Genomic DNA, 19,238 nt, shown 5'->3' with positions numbered 1-19,238 from the left:
GATCAATAGAAAATGTCGGATAAATTTGTGAAAAGGTTGTGAATACGTTGTCAGAAAAAATTGACCGCAGAAAACAGTTTACGAGAATGGTATTAAAAGAGGCTTTAATGAAGTTGCTTAAGGAGAAGCCGATTTCATCTGTAACCGTAAAAGAATTATGTGAAATGGCTAATATTAACCGTTCAACATTTTATAGCCACTATATTGACGCCCATGATCTACTCGATAAAATTGGAAAAGAGCTTTTTGATGATATGTATGCCACGCTCAATCAATATAACTATAAAAAACAGGATGAAGTCTTGCAAATGTCGACCAAAATATTAGAATATGTTGCAGAGCGGAGTGAGCAATGCCAAATTCTTTTAAGTGATAACGGCGATACGTCCTTTAAAAAACGAGTGATAGGAATTATTCAAGAGTTTATTATGAAAAAATGGATGGAAGAACATCAATTAGGTGATGATCTATCCGAATACATACCGCTTTTGGTTGTAAGCGGAGGAGTCGATACAATTGAAAGTTGGCTAGTGAATGGGAAGAAAGAATCGCCTCAAGAGATGGCGCGACTGATTCATCAATTTATTAACTTTGGTTTGTCAGGGTTTCGAAAAAAATAAGTACGATAAGCCAGGTCATTGTATCTGGCTCTTTAGGGTTGTCAAAAAAGAAAAACACTGCTATAATTCGTAATCATTACGATTTATAAGAAAGAGGTGTAAAAGAAATGGCTAAGAAATCAAAAGTTGCAAAGGAAATGAAACGTCAAGCATTGGTTGAACAATACGCTCAGAAAAGAAAAGAATTAAAGGAAAAAGGAGACTACATTGCTCTTGCAAAACTACCAAGAGATTCTTCTCCAGCACGGTTAACGAGACGCTGTCGCGTGACTGGAAGACCAAGAGGTGTACTCCGGGATTTTGAATTATCACGTATTGCTTTCCGCGAACTAGCGCATAAAGGTCAAATTCCTGGTGTGAAAAAAGCAAGTTGGTAAAATTTTTTTATAATGTAAATCGTAATCATTCCTAACTAAGCAATCCAAATACTGCGCTAGCCCAATTATGCTTTGTGAAAAACGTTCAAATAGGATGTTTAGCTCAATCGCTGACGGGTACTCAGTATGTAAATCACTAAGGAGGCGATCGTTATGGGTAAGCGAGGAGATGAACGAACAAAAGAAGAGAACAAGGAATACGGTAGACAAGGAAAGTATGCAAAAGGCAATAAAAAAGGATCAACAAAAGAATAAGTAGAAGCAAGGAAGCCGTTGTTAAATGGGCTTCCTTTTTTATAGAGGTTTACGTTTTAGAAAGGAGTGATTGTAGATGTAGAAGAACATCTGAAAATCGCTTTCCTTGCTCATGTACATTTTCTCGAAACGTTCGAAAAGGGTCTCCCTCTAATTTTAAACGGCTTACAACATGTGTCAGTGTAAAAAGGGAGGGGTTCAATTGATTTGTTACCTCTTCCCAATATAGAGGAGTGGCAACTAAACCACGGCTATGTCCACGAGGCGAATAAGGCGCAATGATGGTTTTTCCTTCGTCATGCTGCAAATAATCAACGTATAATCGTCCTGCTCGATTTTTTTTCAAGCGTTCAAGTGTAAAATGTTCTGGATGCTGTTCTACCACATACCTACTAATAAACTGACAGAAAACCCTTGTCTCTTGATAAGTAAAGGTTTCTTCTGGTAAAGGCAGGTATAGCTGCAAGCCTTTATTTCCCGACGTTTTGATGTAAACCATTAAGCCAAAGGATGAAATTACTTCCTTTAACGCTAGAGCTGCTTTTACAGCAAGAGAAAATTGTTCCACACTAGGCGGATCCAAGTCGAACACAATTTCTGAAGGACATGACTGATCGTTCTTCTGAAAAGGAAGATGATATTCTAGCGCGAGCTGATTCCCTAACCACAGTAGCGACTCGAGGGAGTTACACACAATATAGTTTATGCCGTCACGGTTATGTGTAAGGATAAATTCGGGTGCATAATCTGGGCAATTTTTTTGATAAAAGGCTTCGCTTTCGGCACCGTGAGGATAACGAATAGTTGTAAGTAGCCGATTTGTTAAAAAAGGGAGCATAGTTGATGCAACCGCATGTAAGTACTGCAAATAATCCATTTTTGTATATTGTATAGCTGGCCAAATCGGTTTATTCTCACTCGTAATCACCACGTTGGCAGGCAAAGGCTGTAGCTGAGAAAGAAGGTTTTGCCACGTGCAATCCTCCACCTTTTCTTCTAGTAAAAACGATTGAAAAAACGGTTCTCTAAGTTGATCGCCATCAAAACTAATGCAACCAATTTTCACGCAAATAGAAGGAGGTAAAGACCACCGTTCTTTGCCGACACGTTCCCCGTTTTTTTCAAAAAGAGTGGCTAACGCTTTTCGGTCTTCAGTCTTTAAACCATGGGAAAACTGAACAATAGGAACGTATGTATTTTCTTGATACACCCCGCCTTGAAAATAACCATTTTGTTTATCGTACTCTGTTAAAATGACATGAACATAGCGATAGTTCTTTATCTTGACCCACTGGGAGGATCGTTTAGGCACATAAGTGCTTGTGTTTTTTTTCGCTATAATGCCTTCTCCATTGTATTTCTTCACAATCGTCTCTATCTCTTTAGGGTTTTTATAGGGTTGAATAATGGCTAACGTTGGTGTCTGGCTTTGAAGTACATTCAACTTTCGTTTCCGATCCTTTAACGGAAGGTCTGTTAAAGGAATGCCTTTTTCCATTAATAGATCAAAAATCATAAGGGAAACAGGCAAGCGTTGGGAATAGATCGTAACTTGTTCTTTGGTACGAAGTTTTGCGCGTCGATGCACAATAGAGAAGCTACTTTGATAAGGGTTCACTAATGATACAATCTCTGCATCTAAAATAAGTGGAAGATGCTTTTTTACTTTCTCTTCAATCTGTAAGCATGCATGAATAATTTCTGGAAATGCTTTCGATAATTCTTTTTTATTCCGACTGTATAATGCTGGTCCGTCCTCGTCCCAATGAAGCAAGCAACGAAATCCATCGTATTTTACCTCATATGACCATTGGTCTCCTTTAGGAATAGTAGATGCATTTGTAGCTAACATTGGTTTCAATCATCTCACCTCACGAGTTAGTTTTTCCCTCGACACATAAATTATTAGCTTTTCCTGCATATTAAGGATAAAAAGGATGTGACTGCATGCACACAGTTTGGAAAGGGAGCATTAGTTTTGGCCTCGTTACGATTCCTGTTAAGCTCCATACCGCTACGGAAAACAAAGACATTAAATTAAGACAACTTCATAAAAAATGTCATATCCCGATAAACTATAAAAAAGTTTGTCCCGATTGCGATGAAGAAGTGAAGAACGAAGATATTGTGAAGGCATATGAGTATGCAAAAAATAAGTTTGTTGTCCTTGATGCAGAGGATTTAGAACAGCTCAAGAAAGAACAAGAGGACAAAGCGGTAGAAATTATTGATTTCGTTAAATTAGAAGAGATTGATCCGATTTATTTTGAAAAAAGCTATTTCTTAGCACCTGATTCCGGTGGAAACAAAGCCTATGGGTTATTACGTGAAGGGCTGGTTCAGTCGGGTAAGATTGGAGTTGCCAAAATAATCATTCGTTCAAAAGAACAGCTTGCTATTGTGCGCGTATATGAAAATGGGTTGATGATGGAAACCATCCATTTTCCTGATGAAGTAAGGAAAATGGAAGATGTTCCAAATGTACCTCAAGAGCAAAAGATCGTAAAAAAAGAATTGGATGCAGCTTTAATGCTCATTGATCAACTTACAGTATCGTTTGATCCTGATAACTATCAAGATGAGTATCGGCACGCCCTTATGGACTTAATTGAAAAGAAAAAGTCTGGTGAGGAAGTTGTTACAACAACCGAAAAAGCGAAAGACACTTCAAATGTAACCGATATTATGTCTGCTCTTCAAGCATCCATTGATAAAACAAAAAAGAAGAAAGCCCCTGCAAAGAAAAAAACAGCAAAAACAAAGAAGAATGCATAGGCTAAGCTGTACTGTAACGATAGAAATTCGCTTAAAGTCAAAGCGAGTTTCTTATTGTTTTCTTCATTGAAAGAAAGTAAAACCGTACCCTTGATTCCCTATAATCCCCATTTCCTTAGAAGTGTCTGCTCCTTTATACTAAGGATACTAGCAAGAACAAAGGGGTACGTTTTTCGTGGAACAATCAGAAGTCGTCCAGCAATTAATAGAGCAAAAATACAGGTTTAGTGAAAGTGCTTGCCAGTATATCGAATGGAATGAAAAGAAGGGATTCCGCTCAAAAGCATTTGAATGGTTTTATGGAAATATGATGTTACTGTCAGCAGTAAATGATAAGGCAATGACAAGTCTTCTAGAAGAGAAACTGTCGAGGGTAACGTATTTAGAGATTCTTACTTTTTTTAAAGACGAAGATGAAAAAGCCAATTTTCAAACGTATACAAAGGTTGTCCCTCTCTATAGAGGTTGACGATTTATACAAGTTGATGACACGTGAGGGGATTAATCTACGAGGGTAAAGAACGTTAGATTCTTTACGTTTTTTCACCTGGAGTGATAAAGTTAAACAGTAAATGTAACTTAAATGTATGGAGGGTGTGCACATGCTTTTAAAGACAATTCCATTACTTGTTACTGTATTTCTGTTAATCAGTTGTCATAATAATGAAGGTGTAGTCGAAGGAGATCACGATACAAATTCTGAAACTACACAACCAACAATTTCTTTAGAAAATAAAATAGTACCTCCAAAATTTAACATTACTTCATTTAACGTAGACTATGTTGATGAAGAAGTGGAACTATTTTTTAATATGGGCTACGAAATAGATACAGATCTATACGATCTATTGACTAATGGTTACCAAGAACTGTACTTTTCTTTAGAATACCCTAATGATTTGCATGAGCTATTGAATGGTTCAAAGAGTGAATTTGTTCCTGCAGAAACTCCCGAAAATTATCATACAACATTCCAAACTCAATTTGTTGTAGAGAAGAAACTATCAAAAGAAGAAATAGATGCTATTTTTATTAATATTTCCGAATTTAACCTACTTGTTGCGGATAAAGATAAAAATAGTATTGCGCAATTTATTGATATAAATGGTTTTAATAACGTTGATCCTGAGGAATCAAACTCTACAGTTGTAGGCGAAGAGGCTGACAATGCTAAATAATGCTTTTTATATTTTTATCTACATAGATTGAGGATAAGTGATGGAAATGACGTCACTTTATTTATCTATTAATCCTACTAATCGGGTAAAATTAATTTAATTTAAACAGAGATATGGTATGATGGAGATAGAATTGTTTAGAACAGGTGATGCATGAATGACAGAAGAAGAGCTTATTAAGAAAAGACAAGAAAAAATGATTGATAAACTGCTGAAGGCAGGTATTTATAAATATAAAGATACCCATTTGTACGAATTAAGGTATGCAGAAGTTGAGGATGCTTATCTTCGCTTCATGGTCGAGAAAGAAAAATAAACCATCAAACTCTAAAAAAGAAGGTTAGTTTCTCCATAAATCGGTTAACAATAATGGTACTAGCTTATATTTTATAAGCATGTTTTTAAAAAGGTGAAACCGTAACCATAAAAGGAGAATGTTTATGAAAAAATGGATGGTATTAGCTGGACTAACGTTATTTTTAACGGCGTGTGGTGGAAATGGTGATGAAGCGGAAGCACCAGAACCGGAAAACGGAACCGATGATGGAACGAGTGAAGTTGGAGAGTACGATGAGGCGTTAGCTGAACAGACGTATCAACAAAGCTGTATTCAATGCCATGCTGGTTTAAATGAAGGTGGAACGGGTCCTGCTCTTGCTAACAACAACTTATCTTCTAACGAGATTAGAGAGATCATTGTAAATGGGCGAGGAAGCATGCCGGCTCAATCCCAATTAGAGGAAGATGAAGTGGATAATTTGTCCATGTGGTTAGCTGATCAATAATTTTTATTAAAGAAACTACTCAACGAATGAGTAGTTTTTTTTGTATTTAAAGCACATTTGACAAATTTCTAAAACATATAAAATGAGTAAGCTTTTGTTTCCCAATCTTCTTTGGTGAAAGAATAAGTGTTTTGTAACCATTTCTTGTAGCTTGTTGTCGTAGCGTAAGAGAGCGTAGCACATCCTGCTTGATCGTAAGCACTAATGTTATTATTTCTGATGCATGTTCTTTTTTTATTTCCCAATAAAGGGTCGACGTTTTTCGATGGATTCAGAAATCGTTTCTGCGTAGAGTAGGGGAAGTGATTAAGGGGACATGCTCATTTTATGCAGATGTGAAGGTAGATATGAAACAAAAAACAAATTGGAGGTAATTAGATGAAAAAAAGATGGTTCTGGTTCGTTTTAGCACTTATTGTACTCTTTCCGTTTCAATCAAGTTTCGCCAATCAAGCGGTTAAAGAAGTAGGGAAAGGAAGCTTTTCTTTACAGTATCCACCAATTGATTTCGATAACATCGGTGATCCAGGTTACGCGGATCAACAAAAGGAGCCTCCCGAAACAATCTATCGAACGGATCGTGTAGAAGGACCAATGCCGACTAACCGATGGTGGAGTTCACTTGCGGTTGATACGTATGCAAATAATCATTACCCCCATCCATTTAGTGTCAGACAAAACGAAAAGGGACTGAACGTCTTTTACGATGCTCCACATAATGTCGTTGTTCATGAGAACAGTGGTGCAGGAACATGGCATATCGTTGGAGCCATTTCCACGGATTTTACGATTGGCCACTCAAATGAAAGTAACTTTAATGATGCGAAAGTAGATGACTATGGTGATTGGCACGTTCGATCGTTAGCAGAAAAAGATAATGCATCACTAGCCTTTACATACGGTGTGGGCATTCCATATATCTACGCTGAATATACAGGCGGACATGCTGTCATTGATTTTCCACAAAACCCTCAGATTTGGGCGCAGCAAGGACATATCATTGGCTTTTCAACCCATGATAATAAACAGTATGCGGCCTTTGCACCAGAGGGATCGAACTGGGAAACGAACGGCCAACAGTGGGAGAATCCGTCTGAATTTATTAGTGTAGCCAAACTGCCAAATACAGATGCAGAGACGTTGGCGCTTTTTGCCGAGCATGCCTATTCTGTTGTTCGTGAGACCCGAGCTGATTATGCTGTAAACCATGAGACGAATGAAGTGAAAACAACGTACTCTGCGAAAACGGAGGCAGTAGCAGGAGGGGATAACGGAACGCTGCTTGCGTTGTATCCACATCAATACCGACATTTATCTTCAGGAGATCTTGTAGACGGACTGAATTTGTTTACCATTCGAGGCGATATGAAGCTAATCGAAGGAAGTGAATTTGAAACAAGCCTTACGTATACAGGTGTGTTGCCAAGTTTACCGAATGCAGGTATTGATACAGACAGGCTAAGTGGCTATTTGCACGAAGCAAGAAATGATTATCCGACTGGTCAAGATACGTATGAACTAGGAAAATATTTAGGGAAGCTTTCAAACTTAGCACCTCTTGCCGATCAGCTTGGTGAGCAGGAGCTAGGTGATGAATTTAGAGAAGAATTACAGGGCCATCTAGAAGATTGGCTACGATCAACAGATGAGAACAATGCGATAAAAGGAGAAAACCTTTTTTACTATAATGAAAACTGGGGAACGCTATTAGGTTATCATGCAGCGCATGGTTCCGCTGTAAGGATTAATGATCATCATTTTCATTACGGTTATTTTGTGAAAGCAGCTGCCGAAGTAGCCAGGACAAACCCAGATTGGGCACAAGATGATGAATGGGGAGGAATGGTTAACGAACTTATAAGAGATTTTGCAGCTGATCGTGAAGATCCGATGTATCCGTATTTACGTATGTTTGACCCTTATTCAGGACATTCGTGGGCAGATGGATTAGCGACGTTTGATTCTGGTAATAACCAAGAATCTTCTTCTGAAGCGATGCATGCTTGGACCAATCTTATTTTATGGGCAGAAGCAACAAATGATCAAGAATTGTTAGATCGAGCGATTTATTTGTATACAACTGAAATGAGCGCCATTAACGAATATTTCTTTGATGTGTATGATGAAATCCATCCTCCTGAATATGGACCAGAAATTGTCACTATTAATTGGGGCGGAAAAATGGATCACGCAACGTGGTGGAATTCGGGGGCGGTAGAAAAGTATGCGATTAACTGGCTACCCATCCATGGAGGGGCACTCTACCTTGGCCATCACCCTGAATATGTAGAGCGAGCTTATCAAGCGTTAAAGCAAACAAATGGGTCAGAGGATTGGAATTGGTGGTCGAATATGGTTTGGAGCTACCGTGCGTTAACCGATCCAAATGATGCCCAGAGACAAATGGAGCAAAGGATTGATGACTACACAGAGTTTGATCCAGGGGATGAAACGATTATTGAAAGAGGAAGTACAAAAGCACAGACCTATCAGTGGATTACAAGTTTAGCTTCTCTCGGACAAGTAAATCCAGAAATCACAGCAAACATTCCGACCTACGCTGTCTTTAATAAAGATGGTGAAAGTGTCTATGTTGCCTATAATTATGACGATGAAGCACGCACAGTCTTGTTCTCGGACGGACATGAAGCGACTGTGGACGGAAATAGTTATTATGTCAGTCAAGAAGGGAGTGGGCCACCACCAACAAATCCACCAGAGGAGCCGGAAGAGCCAGGAGATGACGGGAATGTCATTGAACGAGGAGATTTCACGGTTTCGATTGAACAAAGTCAATCAGACCGAGTGATTACATTTACGCCGAATACGCCTGCCCGCTATGTGGACCTTCATTATCGAATCAATAATGGGAATCAAGAAAATGTACGCATGCAACAAGAAAATGGTAAGTGGTTTTTAATGCTACCTGATGTGGAGAACAAATCACTTTCTTTCCGTTTCACGTATGAAAAAGACGGACCTCAATACGAATCCGAATGGTTTACGTATCCATGAACGTAGAACATGAATGATTGTAAACCCCTTTCCGTAAGTCGTTAAGTCGATTTACGTGCAAAGGGGTTATTTTTCATTTACTCAGTTGTTTCACGTGCAACATAAAGTGTATTAATTCATTTTATTTAGATAATTAATTATCTTTATCTGTTATAGTAGAGACAAGAGTAAAATTGATTTGTTAAGGAGATTCTTATGAACCAACAGCAAAAAGAGACTATCGACTTGCTTTTACGTGAAGGGAACGATAGCGATGCTTTTAAACACCTACATAAATGGCTCGAAGGCAACTCTCATGATGGTGATCTTCACTATTACCTCGCATCAACCTATGATTCAAAAGGGAATGAGAAAAAAGCGTATCCTCACTATGAAAAAGCGATTGAGCTTGGGTTAGACGAAGAAGAGTTAAAAGGTGCCTTTTTAGGACTTGGCAGTACATATAGAACGCTTGGAATGTACGAAGAGTCTAAATCAACGCTAGAATTCGGTTTAACGAAATTTCCAGAAGACAATGCCTTGAAAGTCTTTTATTCGTTAACCCTTTATAACGTTCGAGAACATGAAAAAGCGATGGAAGTGTTACTAACGTGTCTACTTGAAACAACACAGGATCAAAATATTCTCCAGTATCGTAATGCCCTGGCTTTGTATTCAAAACAGTTAAATCGAATTTGGGTATAAAAACGATGGTTTTAGAATTATCATCAGATGTGGATGGGGGAAGCCTCTGACGGGATTCGAACCCGCACTCCTTTCGTAAGCATAGGCTAGGGGAGAACACGCTTCCCTACGGAATTTCACCGACAGGAATTCCACCTGTCTCAGCTAATTTGCTTTTCGGTGCTTCTGAAACCCTTGCCTTGCGACCCGGTTTATACAATTTGTTTTCCGGCGCTCTTCCCTTCTAGAGCTACAGAGGCTTGATACAGATAAGTATAAGGGACGATAGTAATGAAGAAAATAGAAAAAGAAGTGCTTTTTATTAAACAAGCTCGGTTCTATAAGTTTTAGTGCTTTTTTGTAGACTTTAACAAAATAGTATTGACAATGAAAATCATTATCAATACTATAACAGTAGTAGATCTATGAAGGAGTTAAACGAATGAATCGATCATTGCTTTTTACTGCATTAGGAATGGCCTTTTTAGTGGCTTGTTCCGATGGTTCCGATAATTCAATTGACGGAGAGTCGCAAGAACAACAGCAACCTAGAACGGTTACTGATAAAGTCGGAAATGACGTCACCATCCCAGCTAATCCGGAAAGAATACTAGGTTCTTATGTAGAAGACCCACTTGTCACACTCGGCGTGACACCGGTGCGTCAATGGTCAGTTGCCAGTAGAGCCAGTACGCAAGTTTATTTAGAAGAGCATTTAGAAGGCGTTGAACCGATTGATTCGACGCTACCGTTAGAAGCTGTTATGGAGGCAGAGCCTGATTTAATTTTTGCTTGGGGGGAAGACTCAGCAGCAGGAGGGAGCTATGATCAATATAATAAGATAGCACCTACCTACGTTATTGATAATGAAACAAAAGATGATTGGCGAGCGACTTTGACTCTTTTAGGAGATGTATTACAAAAAGAGAGTGAAGCAAAGGCTGCAGTGGATGAGTATGATGCCCATGTAGAGGATGTAAAGGCACAGCTTCAAGCAGAAATTGGGGATAGCAAAGTTGCAGCTTTATGGGTTATTGGCGGTAACTATTATGTTGTAGCACCTGATGTAGCGAGTGGGGCAGTACTTTTTGAAGATTTAGAGCTCACGCCTGCAAACATGATTGCAGATTTACCCGAAGATGTAGGAGCGCACTGGAATCCTGTTTCGTTGGAAGCGGTAGCTGAGCTTGACGCTGACTACTTATTCTTAATTGATAGCGATCCGGAAACGATTGAGACGTTAGAGTCAGAAGCTGTGTGGACCAATATTCCAGCAGTAGCTCAAGGGAATATCTACAACCGTTCAGGAACTAGTAGCTGGTTATACAATGGGTTTCAAGCGAATATGCAAACGATTGATTCTGTTTATGAGGCCATTATTGAAGGGGAATAAAAAAGGAGGGTAGGTGGATCACCTACTCTTTTATATGTAAACCATTCCCTTTCTCCTATCCCTTTTCATGACTTCGTTAAATGTCTTATAATAGAAAGATAGACTTTGCTGTTCAGGAGCTGTTTAAACATGACGGAGCTTATATGGATTAGTGGAATTGTGTTGCTATTCTTACTTGTTTACAATGCATTTATACATCCCCGGCTTATGAAGATGAGAAAGATCAAACAAATTGAAAAAAAGCTAACAGAGAATGATGAATATAAAGATTTACTAATCGCGATGTGTAAAGCGATAGAAAAAGAGTTAAGGCAAGCAGGCGAGGCAGTCGATGACATAAAAAAGACTTATAATTTAATGGGTACGAAAACGACCTTTCATTTAGGACAAAAAGCCATTCGAATCGTCTTTGAGCTAGAGAATGAGGAGCTGCTTTTTGTAAATGGACAGTGGATGGTCAAACGGTCAGACGGAATAAATATGGATATCCCATTTACTCATTACGAAGCTGATTTTTATCATGAAGCTGCTACGGTGTTTCGGCTACTGCCTTTATGGTGTCAAGCATCAAACACGCATCACTTCTTGCCTGATGAAGAAGCGAAGAAAAAACGAAATCAAATTGAAGAGAAGCTATTTAATGAAATTCAACTCTTCATTCATTCCCTTGCGTCAAGGTACGAACCAAATCCTCTGCTCAATGTAAAGGTACAGCCAGAAAGGAACAGCGTTTAGCTGTTCCTTTCTTATTCTCGTTCAATTTGGATCGTCGTGTTTTCGATATGAAGTGTATGTTGAAAATAATCGTTTGCGCGCATAAGTACGTCTTGTGCGTCAATTTTCTTGTCAGCGTCAATGACGACATGAGCACTTAAGCGATCCATCCCAGAAGTAATGGTCCAAACGTGGAGATCATGAACACGTTTAACGCCATCAATTGCAAGTATTTTAGCGTTTACTTCGTCAATATCAATATACTTAGGGGTACCTTCCATAAGCACGTGCAAGGTGTCTTTAAGAAGCCGTATTGCCGATAAAGCAATCATTAAGGCAATGACGATGCTTAAAATAGGATCGGCTAGATACCAACCAGTTGTTAAAATAATGACGCCTGCGAGTACAGCGGCAACAGAACCTAATGTATCGCTCAAAACATGTAAATAAGCGCCGCGCATATTCAAGTTATTTTTTACATCGCCACGCATAAGTACATACATGGCTCCAAGGTTGGCAAGCAATCCAATAAACGCTAATACAATCATGCCACTGCCCATGACTTCTTCAGGTTCAATGAATCGTCCAATCGCTTCACGAACAATAAAAAACGCAATGACTAGCAACATGACACTGTTTAATAACGAGGAAAGTACTTCATAGCGATGGTTCCCAAACGTTCTTGTCTTTGTTGCCGCTTTTGCTGCAAGTGTAATAGCAAGAAAGCTAATAAATAGATTAGCAAAATCATTAAACATGTGAACGGCGTCAGCTAAAAGAGCGAGGCTCCCTGTCCACAAACCGCCAATGAACTGGATAAACATCCAGCTACCAATAATGAGCATGGCAAAGAGTAAGTTTCGTTTATTTGCTTGACCAGTAGAATGGTGGTGACTATGTCCATGGTGATGGTGACCCATTGTATCCCTCCTTATCATTTAATAGGATTCAATTTGTTTAATCGTGTGTGGCGTGTTCAATGGTTTTCTCTAAAATGTCGAGTACGTGTTCATCTTGAGGTGAATAATAAATCGTTGTTCCAGCACGTCTTGATTTAACAAGTCTTAAATTTTTCAAAAATCGTAGTTGATGAGAAACAGTAGACTGCCCTAGTTCAAGGTGTTCAACAATTTCGCCTACTGAGCATTCTTTGTTTGCCAGTAAATGAAGAATTCGAATCCGGGTTGGATCGCTTAAGGCTTTAAAGCTTTGAGAAACAATGAACAGTGTTTCTTGATCAAGATCATTATAGGATGTTGACATTGCATTCCCTCATTTCAATATATGATTATATGCTCATATTAGCATTATAATGATTTGTTTTCAACTAATTCGAAGAAGAGTGTGATCGCTTTTCTGTTTACACGACGCATGGTAGACTACTTGTAACAAAAACGGTAAGGGGAAGAACGAATGAATGGCAGAAAACGCAAGTCGCTAAGGTTAGGTAGCGCGACCATAATAGGCCTTACAGTAGGGTTTTCGTTTGGCTTATTTACAAACTCCTATGTTCTGTATATTAGTTTAGGACTAGTGCTAGGGCTACTTGTTGATTGGAATCGCAAGCGAATGTGAAAAGTGTAAGAGAAGAGAATTATGTAATCGTTTTCTTTTTATGGGGAGCGAGTGGTTAGGGGTGAGTAAGATGAAAGGTCTTTCTATTAGGGAATCGCAACCGAAACGAATTTTAACTAAAGCGAGTGGTTTTTTGGCTGGCTATTCTCACACCTTAAATCCATACGTTGGATGTTCCTTTGCTTGTTCGTATTGCTATGTCAGGCAAATGCCCGTTCAACTGTTTCAAGAGGAAGAATGGGGAAATTGGGTTACTATTAAAAGAGACATAGCTTCGCTTCTAGAAAAAGAAATACGTCGTGCAAAGAACCATGGGCCAGTGACAATCTTTATGTCTTCAAGCACAGATCCTTATCAGCCAATTGAACATCGAGAGCGGGTCACTCGATCCTTGCTTGAAGCCATGGTAAGGGAACAACCAGATTTTTTATTCATTCAAACAAGAGGCGCCCTTGTGACAAGGGACATGGACCTATTGAAACGTCTAGGTAATCGCGTGCGTGTAAGTATGACCATTGAAACGGATTCAGATGCTATTCGAAAACAGTTTGCACCTCAGGCACCTCCGATCCAAGGAAGAGTAAAAGCGTTACAGTGTCTCAAAGAGAACGGAATTCCAATTCAAGCGACAGTAGCGCCCCTACTGCCGAGTTCAAAAGCGTTTCCTGAAATGTTGGCAGATGTAGTGGACCGTGTCTGTATAGATGATTTTTTTATGGGTGATGGTTCAGGAGGCAAGCGTACAGAAAAGCTTAAAATGGCTTCACTTTATACTGAACTAGGGCTAGAGAAATGGTATGAGAGAGATGCCATATGGAAGGTGAAACGTCGTTTTCTTAAGTATTTTTCAGAGAATCAACTTTTCATCAGTAAAGAGGGATTTCTACCTTAAAGGTTGAAGGAGTGGTTTTTCATGAAAGCAATAAACCAGCAAACAAGTAACGGATGGACAGAAACGATTCTTGAAAATGATCACGGCATGTGTTTAAAATTTCTTAACTTTGGAGGGATCGTGACGGATTTAATCGTCCCAGATAAGAGAGGTGTACATGAAAATGTCGTCCTTTCTTATGCAGATCTTTCTCATTATAAAGAAAATAAGCCGTATTTCGGCGCGTTAATTGGGCCAGTTGCAGGTCGGATAAAGGATGCTTGTTTTATAAAAAACGGAAAAAAACATACGCTATCAGCAAATGATGGTCATCATCATCTGCATGGTGGAGGGAATGGCTTGCATCAACAGCTGTTTAGCGTGACTCTTTTTCAGCATGAAGATCGGGTTGGTGCCATTCTAACAGCGGAAGAAATGGAAATGGATCATTATCCTGGAAAGCTCACAACGACGATTACATACATCGTTACAAATGAAAATGAATGGATTATTGATTATCATGCAACGGTAGATGAAATGATGCCTGTTACACTCACGAATCATACGTATTTTAATCTTACAGGTGGGGTGAAAAGGTCGGTATTAAATCACGTGATTATGCTGGAAAGTGATAGCTACTTGGAACTAGATGAAACCCTTGCTCCAACTGGATTTATTCGCTCAACTACTCATACACCGTTTGACTTTAGATCAGAAAAAAGACTTGGTGAACGAATTCATTTAACACACCATCAGCTGCAGGTAGCAAAGAATGGATATGATCATTATTTTTTGTTGGATCATACCAAAGAGGTCAAAGCTGTTATTTATGATGAAGAGTCTGGGCGTAAGCTTGTGATGAGAACGACACAGCCAGGTGTTGTGTTTTACACAGGAAATAGTTTGGAGGACGAGTTGCTTCTAAAAGAAGGCAAAAAGATAGAAAAGCACGCTGGCTTATGTTTAGAAACGCAGGGACACCCGGCCGCTCTCCAACATAAAGGATTACCATCTATTTGGCTGAAACCGGAAGATGTTTATAAACATGAAACCGTTTACCGATTTTCGGCTGAATAAGGGGATAAAAAGTCGTACCTGTTGGGTGTGCGGCTTTTTCAATGCCAACTCAAAGATCGGCATGGTTTTCCTTCACGAGGCTAGCTACACTTAAGTGAGTTACTTCTTAATGAATGTGATGTAAAGATAGTTGTTCTTTCGCTCTATAGACTTATTCACGGATAATGCTGATATGTGGAGACTTGATAGATTTACATAGAAATAGATATACCTTATACTACGGAAAAAGAGACAGATGTGAGGGGTTTTTTTGAAGAAAAGGCTACTTGTCACGTTTATAGGAGTTGGCTTAGTGGGTTGCTCATCTAATGAAACAGAGGAAGTGATGATCATGGCCGCAGCTAGCTTGAATGATGCTATAGATGAATTAATTGAAATTTATGAACAAGATCATGATGTAGACATAACCGTGAATTATGGCTCTTCTGGTCAACTACGTCAACAAATTATTCAAGGCGCACCAGCCGATTTGTTTCTATCTGCTTCGATTGCGGATATGGAAGAAGTGGTAGAAGCAGAGGGGATAAAAAGCTCTACTAACTTAATAGAGAATACGCTTGTATTAATTGCAACACCAGAAATCGCCTCAACATTGACGAGTTGGGCAGACCTTACTACGGCTCCGTATCAAGGGCTCGCGATCGGCGAGACAGAGACCGTTCCTGCTGGTCGATACGGGAAACAAGCCCTTGAATCTATGGGGATTTTCGCTGATATAGAGGATAAGCTTATTGTTGGAAAAGATGTACGCCAAGTTCTTACATATGTTCAGACAGGGAATGCCGATGTAGGGATTGTGTATGAAACCGACGCACGTGTGGCAGGAGATGCAGTAACCATAGTAGCGGAAGCACCTGCAAATAGCCATGATTCTATCCATTACCCAATTGGATTGTTAACGACGAATAACAGTGCGGCTAATCTCTATGAGTGGCTCCAACAGGACGAGGCGATGGCCACGTTTGAATCGTATGGGTTTCAGAAAGGTGAATAAATGATGGACCCTCGATTTTGGACACCTATTTTTGTTTCTTTACAGGTTGTAGGTATAGCGAGTGTACTGGCGTTCATATTGGCTCTCCTGGCTAGCTGGCTGTTAAAGAAACGAGCTTTCAAAGGAAAGATCATGCTTGAAACGGCTCTCATGTTACCGCTTGTCCTGCCTCCGACTGTTATTGGGTTTGGTTTGCTTGTGCTCTTTGGTCGACGCAGTCTTATCGGACAGTGGTATGAACAATTGTTTAATCAGCCAATTGTGTTTACACTAGTTGCTGCGGTTATTGCAGCGACTGTAGTGGCGTTTCCATTAATTTATCAAGTATTAATGAATGGATTTGAATCGGTTGACGACGAACTTGAAGATGCAGCGAGGCAAATGGGTGCGAGTGAATGGGCGGTTTTCCGCTATGTAAGCCTGCCTTTAGCATGGCGATCCCTTGTTTCAGGTTTTACCCTTGGGTTTGCACGCGCTCTTGGTGAATTTGGTGCTACGCTTATGTTCGCAGGAAGCATTGTTGGGGTGACACAGACGATTCCAATTAGTATTTATTTAGCAGTTGAAACCGGGAATACGTTAATGGCAATCTATTGGGTAGCCTCCATCGTCTTATTCTCGTTCCTTCTTTTAGCAACTGTGCAGCGGTTAAAACAGTCTAACTAGAATAAAAAAGCGTTAAGGAAGTATAGCAATATTCGTAAGAATGTATTGCTTTCTTTGCCTAAACGCTTTTTTTGTTTTGCGGTTAACGACCTGTAACTAGGCCCCACATATCATGGCGATGTTGACGGTTTTTAGGATCGACATTACAATTCATCAGCCATTTTGCATGTCGGTCTCGTTGCTCTCTCGAAATAGGTACACCTAAGCAATGAGATAACTCATCAATCATCGAACAACAACGACCGTACTGTTTTAAATCTCCACGCCGTTGACGACATAAGATTTTGCACACATTGTGGAAATGTCGCGGGTTTTTCATTTTAGAGCGAAACGCATGCATTAATTGAGGATCAATTGTGCTCATGGGAACTCCTTTCATATATCAATCAGTCGGTTTAACACGTGTGTGTTCCTTTACTTTATGTTTAAAAGGAGTCTTTGGACAGGGCTAATTTCTTGCTTATTCCGCCTTTGTTTTCATATATTTTTGCTTGTAGTTGTTAAGTGTGACAAGAGGCCAGAGAAGCGGATAGCTATGGTAATGAATATAAAATTGACCAGGAAGCCCTCCTCCAGTCGGGTAAGTCGAGCGGATAGAAGAAGTCATAACCCAGTCCATTAAGAGTGTAAGCGCATCGTCCATTTGTTTTGTTGGTCGATCGTATAGTGAAATTAACGCATCTAACGCCCAAGCTGTATGAACGATTGTGGAAAACTGTAGAGGGATAAAGCGCTGCTCCACATCACTTTTGCATGACTCGCCCCAACCACCATCTAGTAGTTGAACGGACTCCAACCAACGTCGAGCATGCTGTAAGCTTTCATGATCAATCGGTACACCGACAGCACGCATCCCTGTAACGGCAGCCCACGTTCCATAAATATAGGAGACACCCCATCTTCCTTGCCAATTTCCTTCCTTTTGCTGATTTTTCTCAAGCCACATAATAGCCCTTTCAACAGAAGGATGTTTAGCTGATAAATGACCGTAGTTTCCAAGGCATTCCAGCGTTCGGCCAGTTAAATCAGGAGAAGATGGATCCATAATGGTATCTGCTCCATTTTCAAGAGGCAAACACAAAGCGGCCCAGCTATCTTTTTCAAACGCAGCCCAGCCCCCATCACGATTTTGTCGGCTTAATAGCCAAGAAAACCCATCTCGCCAAGCACGCTTCGTTTCAGGTAAATGGAGATGCGGTGATAGGAAGCGTAAGCATGCGTGTGTGTCATCTACATCAGGATTGGTTGAATTGCTTGTCGAAAAACCCCAACCGCCATTTCTTTGCTGATTGGATAAAATGTAGTGAATGGATGAACGTAGGAGCGTTTCCTTATCATCCGTGTTTGCCTGCTGAATAGCTGTTGCAATTAACGCGGTATCCCAGATGGCTGAGGGAGAATTTTGGATGTGACCCTCTTCTCCTTCCGTATAAAGGTGAGCCTTCAATCCCTCTAAAGCTTGTTCCATGATAGGAGACTGCTTTTTATAGCCTAGTGCGAATAGCGCATACATCATTAGAAAAGTCGCACTAGAATAGCTGTGAAGCGTTCCATCTTGTTCAATATGACGTAAAATATAGCTTTCCGCTTTCTGAAAGGCTGCTTTCGTATAGGATGACAAGAGTAATCGTTTCCGTTTGCGCAACTGGAGATGCTTAGAACTTATATAAAGATGCTGAATGTGCCGGTTGTGTTTTCTTTTTACATGGAAACGGGTATGGCCTAAAATGAGTAGCGCTGCAAAATGGGTTTTAACATAGGCACTATACCGATAGAAACTGAATGGTACCCATTTTGGTAGCTGGACTAAAAAAAGCGGTAGCGGAAAAAGCGTTGGCCAAGGGTATAAGTGATGCAAGGCCAATAACGTCTTTGTGGCAATGTGTGCATTTTCTACACCGCCTTTTTTTACTATAAATGATTCAGCTGCTTTCATAGAAGAGTCGCTTTTCTTCGCAAATCCTGAAACATATAGAGCGGTGTAGGCTTCTATTGTAGACGAAAGGTGACCTAAGTCGTCTTCGTGAAGTTTCCAATAGCCATGTTCGGACTGTGTACGTAAGAGGCGATGAGCTATTTTCTTTTGTAAGGTGTACTCCTGGTTAAAATGTGACAAGAGTAAAAGCATATACGCATCGGTCATCGTACCTGATTCAAAGCATAGTCGAAATGAGCCGTCCTCTTGCTGATAACGAATCAGCTGCTCGGTTAGTAACGATTGCTTCTGAGTCAATCGACTAATCAGGTTCATAAAAGTACCTCCAAACTTGTAGCAATTAA

The 19,238-nt window shown here is 39.9% G+C and carries 21 protein-coding genes; 16 read left to right on the top strand and 5 right to left on the bottom strand.

The window, feature by feature from the left end; genetic code table 11:
- Positions 1-47: 47 nt before the first annotated feature.
- Positions 48-620, top strand: a complete 573-nt coding sequence (locus FPV17_RS21335; protein ID WP_038486359.1) for a TetR/AcrR family transcriptional regulator — start codon at positions 48-50, stop codon at positions 618-620.
- Positions 621-727: 107 nt separating this feature from the next.
- On the top strand, positions 728-997 hold the full coding sequence (gene rpsN, locus FPV17_RS21330) for a 30S ribosomal protein S14 (protein ID WP_035393467.1): 270 nt from the start codon (positions 728-730) through the stop codon (positions 995-997).
- A gap of 304 nt (positions 998-1,301) precedes the next feature.
- Here the strand turns inward: rpsN and FPV17_RS21325 are convergent, their stop codons facing one another.
- On the bottom strand, positions 1,302-3,104 hold the full coding sequence (locus FPV17_RS21325) for a DNA ligase D (protein ID WP_246117221.1): 1,803 nt from the start codon (positions 3,102-3,104) through the stop codon (positions 1,302-1,304).
- A gap of 95 nt (positions 3,105-3,199) precedes the next feature.
- Here FPV17_RS21325 and ku point away from each other — a divergent pair, with 95 nt between their 5' ends.
- The 9 genes from ku (at position 3,200) to FPV17_RS21280 (ending at position 11,796) form a co-directional block, all read left to right on the top strand.
- Positions 3,200-4,027 carry a non-homologous end joining protein Ku gene (gene ku, locus FPV17_RS21320; RefSeq protein ID WP_144560353.1) on the top strand — a complete coding sequence of 276 codons (828 nt, stop codon included), beginning with the start codon at positions 3,200-3,202 and terminating at the stop codon, positions 4,025-4,027.
- Positions 4,028-4,202: 175 nt separating this feature from the next.
- Positions 4,203-4,496 (top strand): hypothetical protein, encoded by a 294-nt coding sequence (locus FPV17_RS21315; protein WP_144560352.1) that lies wholly within the window; start codon positions 4,203-4,205, stop codon positions 4,494-4,496.
- Between the two features lie 133 nt (positions 4,497-4,629).
- Positions 4,630-5,205 (top strand): hypothetical protein, encoded by a 576-nt coding sequence (locus FPV17_RS21310; RefSeq protein WP_144560351.1) that lies wholly within the window; start codon positions 4,630-4,632, stop codon positions 5,203-5,205.
- Between the two features lie 157 nt (positions 5,206-5,362).
- Entirely contained in the window at positions 5,363-5,521 is a 159-nt protein-coding gene (fbpA, locus tag FPV17_RS21305; RefSeq protein ID WP_144560350.1) for a Fur-regulated basic protein FbpA, read from the top strand.
- 124 nt (positions 5,522-5,645) lie between these two features.
- Entirely contained in the window at positions 5,646-5,990 is a 345-nt protein-coding gene (locus tag FPV17_RS21300) for a c-type cytochrome (protein WP_035393452.1), read from the top strand.
- A gap of 378 nt (positions 5,991-6,368) precedes the next feature.
- A complete protein-coding gene (locus FPV17_RS21295) occupies positions 6,369-9,005 on the top strand; it encodes a glycosyl hydrolase (protein ID WP_144560349.1) in 2,637 nt (878 codons plus the stop codon).
- A gap of 195 nt (positions 9,006-9,200) precedes the next feature.
- The gene (locus tag FPV17_RS21290) at positions 9,201-9,689 is read left to right on the top strand and encodes a tetratricopeptide repeat protein (protein WP_060705557.1); all 489 of its coding nucleotides are present in this window, start codon (positions 9,201-9,203) and stop codon (positions 9,687-9,689) included.
- A gap of 421 nt (positions 9,690-10,110) precedes the next feature.
- On the top strand, positions 10,111-11,061 hold the full coding sequence (locus FPV17_RS21285; protein ID WP_035393446.1) for an ABC transporter substrate-binding protein: 951 nt from the start codon (positions 10,111-10,113) through the stop codon (positions 11,059-11,061).
- Positions 11,062-11,190: 129 nt separating this feature from the next.
- Positions 11,191-11,796, top strand: coding sequence for a hypothetical protein (locus tag FPV17_RS21280; RefSeq protein ID WP_144560348.1), 606 nt, complete (start codon positions 11,191-11,193; stop codon positions 11,794-11,796).
- A gap of 11 nt (positions 11,797-11,807) precedes the next feature.
- On the opposite strand, the gene FPV17_RS21275 is transcribed toward FPV17_RS21280, so the two are convergent.
- Positions 11,808-12,695 (bottom strand): cation diffusion facilitator family transporter, encoded by an 888-nt coding sequence (locus tag FPV17_RS21275; protein ID WP_144560347.1) that lies wholly within the window; start codon positions 12,693-12,695, stop codon positions 11,808-11,810.
- Positions 12,696-12,732: 37 nt separating this feature from the next.
- A complete protein-coding gene (locus FPV17_RS21270) occupies positions 12,733-13,038 on the bottom strand; it encodes an ArsR/SmtB family transcription factor (RefSeq protein ID WP_035393441.1) in 306 nt (101 codons plus the stop codon).
- 150 nt (positions 13,039-13,188) lie between these two features.
- On the opposite strand from FPV17_RS21270, the gene FPV17_RS22120 reads away from it, so the two are divergent.
- From FPV17_RS22120 to modB, 5 genes are all read left to right on the top strand, one after another.
- Positions 13,189-13,350, top strand: a complete 162-nt coding sequence (locus FPV17_RS22120; protein WP_158331941.1) for a hypothetical protein — start codon at positions 13,189-13,191, stop codon at positions 13,348-13,350.
- Between the two features lie 70 nt (positions 13,351-13,420).
- Positions 13,421-14,242, top strand: coding sequence for an SPL family radical SAM protein (locus FPV17_RS21265; protein WP_144560346.1), 822 nt, complete (start codon positions 13,421-13,423; stop codon positions 14,240-14,242).
- Positions 14,243-14,263: 21 nt separating this feature from the next.
- A complete protein-coding gene (locus tag FPV17_RS21260; RefSeq protein WP_035393438.1) occupies positions 14,264-15,298 on the top strand; it encodes an aldose epimerase family protein in 1,035 nt (344 codons plus the stop codon).
- 250 nt (positions 15,299-15,548) lie between these two features.
- Positions 15,549-16,292, top strand: coding sequence for a molybdate ABC transporter substrate-binding protein (gene modA / locus FPV17_RS21255; protein WP_035393435.1), 744 nt, complete (start codon positions 15,549-15,551; stop codon positions 16,290-16,292).
- Complete coding sequence (gene modB / locus FPV17_RS21250) at positions 16,293-16,958, top strand: molybdate ABC transporter permease subunit (RefSeq protein ID WP_035393433.1); 666 nt, start codon at positions 16,293-16,295, stop codon at positions 16,956-16,958.
- 82 nt (positions 16,959-17,040) lie between these two features.
- On the opposite strand, the gene FPV17_RS21245 is transcribed toward modB, so the two are convergent.
- Both FPV17_RS21245 and FPV17_RS21240 read right to left on the bottom strand, forming a co-directional pair.
- Entirely contained in the window at positions 17,041-17,322 is a 282-nt protein-coding gene (locus FPV17_RS21245; RefSeq protein WP_144560345.1) for a hypothetical protein, read from the bottom strand.
- A gap of 96 nt (positions 17,323-17,418) precedes the next feature.
- Complete coding sequence (locus tag FPV17_RS21240; protein WP_144560344.1) at positions 17,419-19,209, bottom strand: prenyltransferase/squalene oxidase repeat-containing protein; 1,791 nt, start codon at positions 19,207-19,209, stop codon at positions 17,419-17,421.
- Between the last annotated feature and the right edge of the window lie 29 nt (positions 19,210-19,238).

The sequence above is a fragment of the Shouchella miscanthi genome (assembly GCF_007725405.1).
Lineage (GTDB): Bacteria > Bacillota > Bacilli > Bacillales > Bacillaceae_D > Shouchella > Shouchella hunanensis.
This window is presented reverse-complemented; position numbering and strand designations above follow the sequence as displayed.

Bases quoted from the DNA above. Each gene is read 5' to 3' on its own strand.
- FPV17_RS21310 (WP_144560351.1), top strand. From the start codon at position 4,630: ATGCTTTTAAAGACAATTCCATTACTTGTTACTGTATTTCTGTTAATC.
- ku (WP_144560353.1), top strand. From the start codon at position 3,200: ATGCACACAGTTTGGAAAGGGAGCATTAGTTTTGGCCTCGTTACGATT.
- FPV17_RS21290 (WP_060705557.1), top strand. From the start codon at position 9,201: ATGAACCAACAGCAAAAAGAGACTATCGACTTGCTTTTACGTGAAGGG.
- FPV17_RS21285 (WP_035393446.1), top strand. From the start codon at position 10,111: ATGAATCGATCATTGCTTTTTACTGCATTAGGAATGGCCTTTTTAGTG.
- FPV17_RS21280 (WP_144560348.1), top strand. From the start codon at position 11,191: ATGACGGAGCTTATATGGATTAGTGGAATTGTGTTGCTATTCTTACTT.
- FPV17_RS21325 (WP_246117221.1), bottom strand. From the start codon at position 3,104: ATGTTAGCTACAAATGCATCTACTATTCCTAAAGGAGACCAATGGTCA.
- FPV17_RS22120 (WP_158331941.1), top strand. From the start codon at position 13,189: ATGAATGGCAGAAAACGCAAGTCGCTAAGGTTAGGTAGCGCGACCATA.
- FPV17_RS21270 (WP_035393441.1), bottom strand. From the start codon at position 13,038: ATGTCAACATCCTATAATGATCTTGATCAAGAAACACTGTTCATTGTT.
- FPV17_RS21265 (WP_144560346.1), top strand. From the start codon at position 13,421: ATGAAAGGTCTTTCTATTAGGGAATCGCAACCGAAACGAATTTTAACT.
- FPV17_RS21295 (WP_144560349.1), top strand. From the start codon at position 6,369: ATGAAAAAAAGATGGTTCTGGTTCGTTTTAGCACTTATTGTACTCTTT.
- FPV17_RS21240 (WP_144560344.1), bottom strand. From the start codon at position 19,209: ATGAACCTGATTAGTCGATTGACTCAGAAGCAATCGTTACTAACCGAG.
- FPV17_RS21260 (WP_035393438.1), top strand. From the start codon at position 14,264: ATGAAAGCAATAAACCAGCAAACAAGTAACGGATGGACAGAAACGATT.
- FPV17_RS21300 (WP_035393452.1), top strand. From the start codon at position 5,646: ATGAAAAAATGGATGGTATTAGCTGGACTAACGTTATTTTTAACGGCG.
- fbpA (WP_144560350.1), top strand. From the start codon at position 5,363: ATGACAGAAGAAGAGCTTATTAAGAAAAGACAAGAAAAAATGATTGAT.
- FPV17_RS21245 (WP_144560345.1), bottom strand. From the start codon at position 17,322: ATGAGCACAATTGATCCTCAATTAATGCATGCGTTTCGCTCTAAAATG.
- modB (WP_035393433.1), top strand. From the start codon at position 16,293: ATGATGGACCCTCGATTTTGGACACCTATTTTTGTTTCTTTACAGGTT.
- rpsN (WP_035393467.1), top strand. From the start codon at position 728: ATGGCTAAGAAATCAAAAGTTGCAAAGGAAATGAAACGTCAAGCATTG.
- FPV17_RS21275 (WP_144560347.1), bottom strand. From the start codon at position 12,695: ATGGGTCACCATCACCATGGACATAGTCACCACCATTCTACTGGTCAA.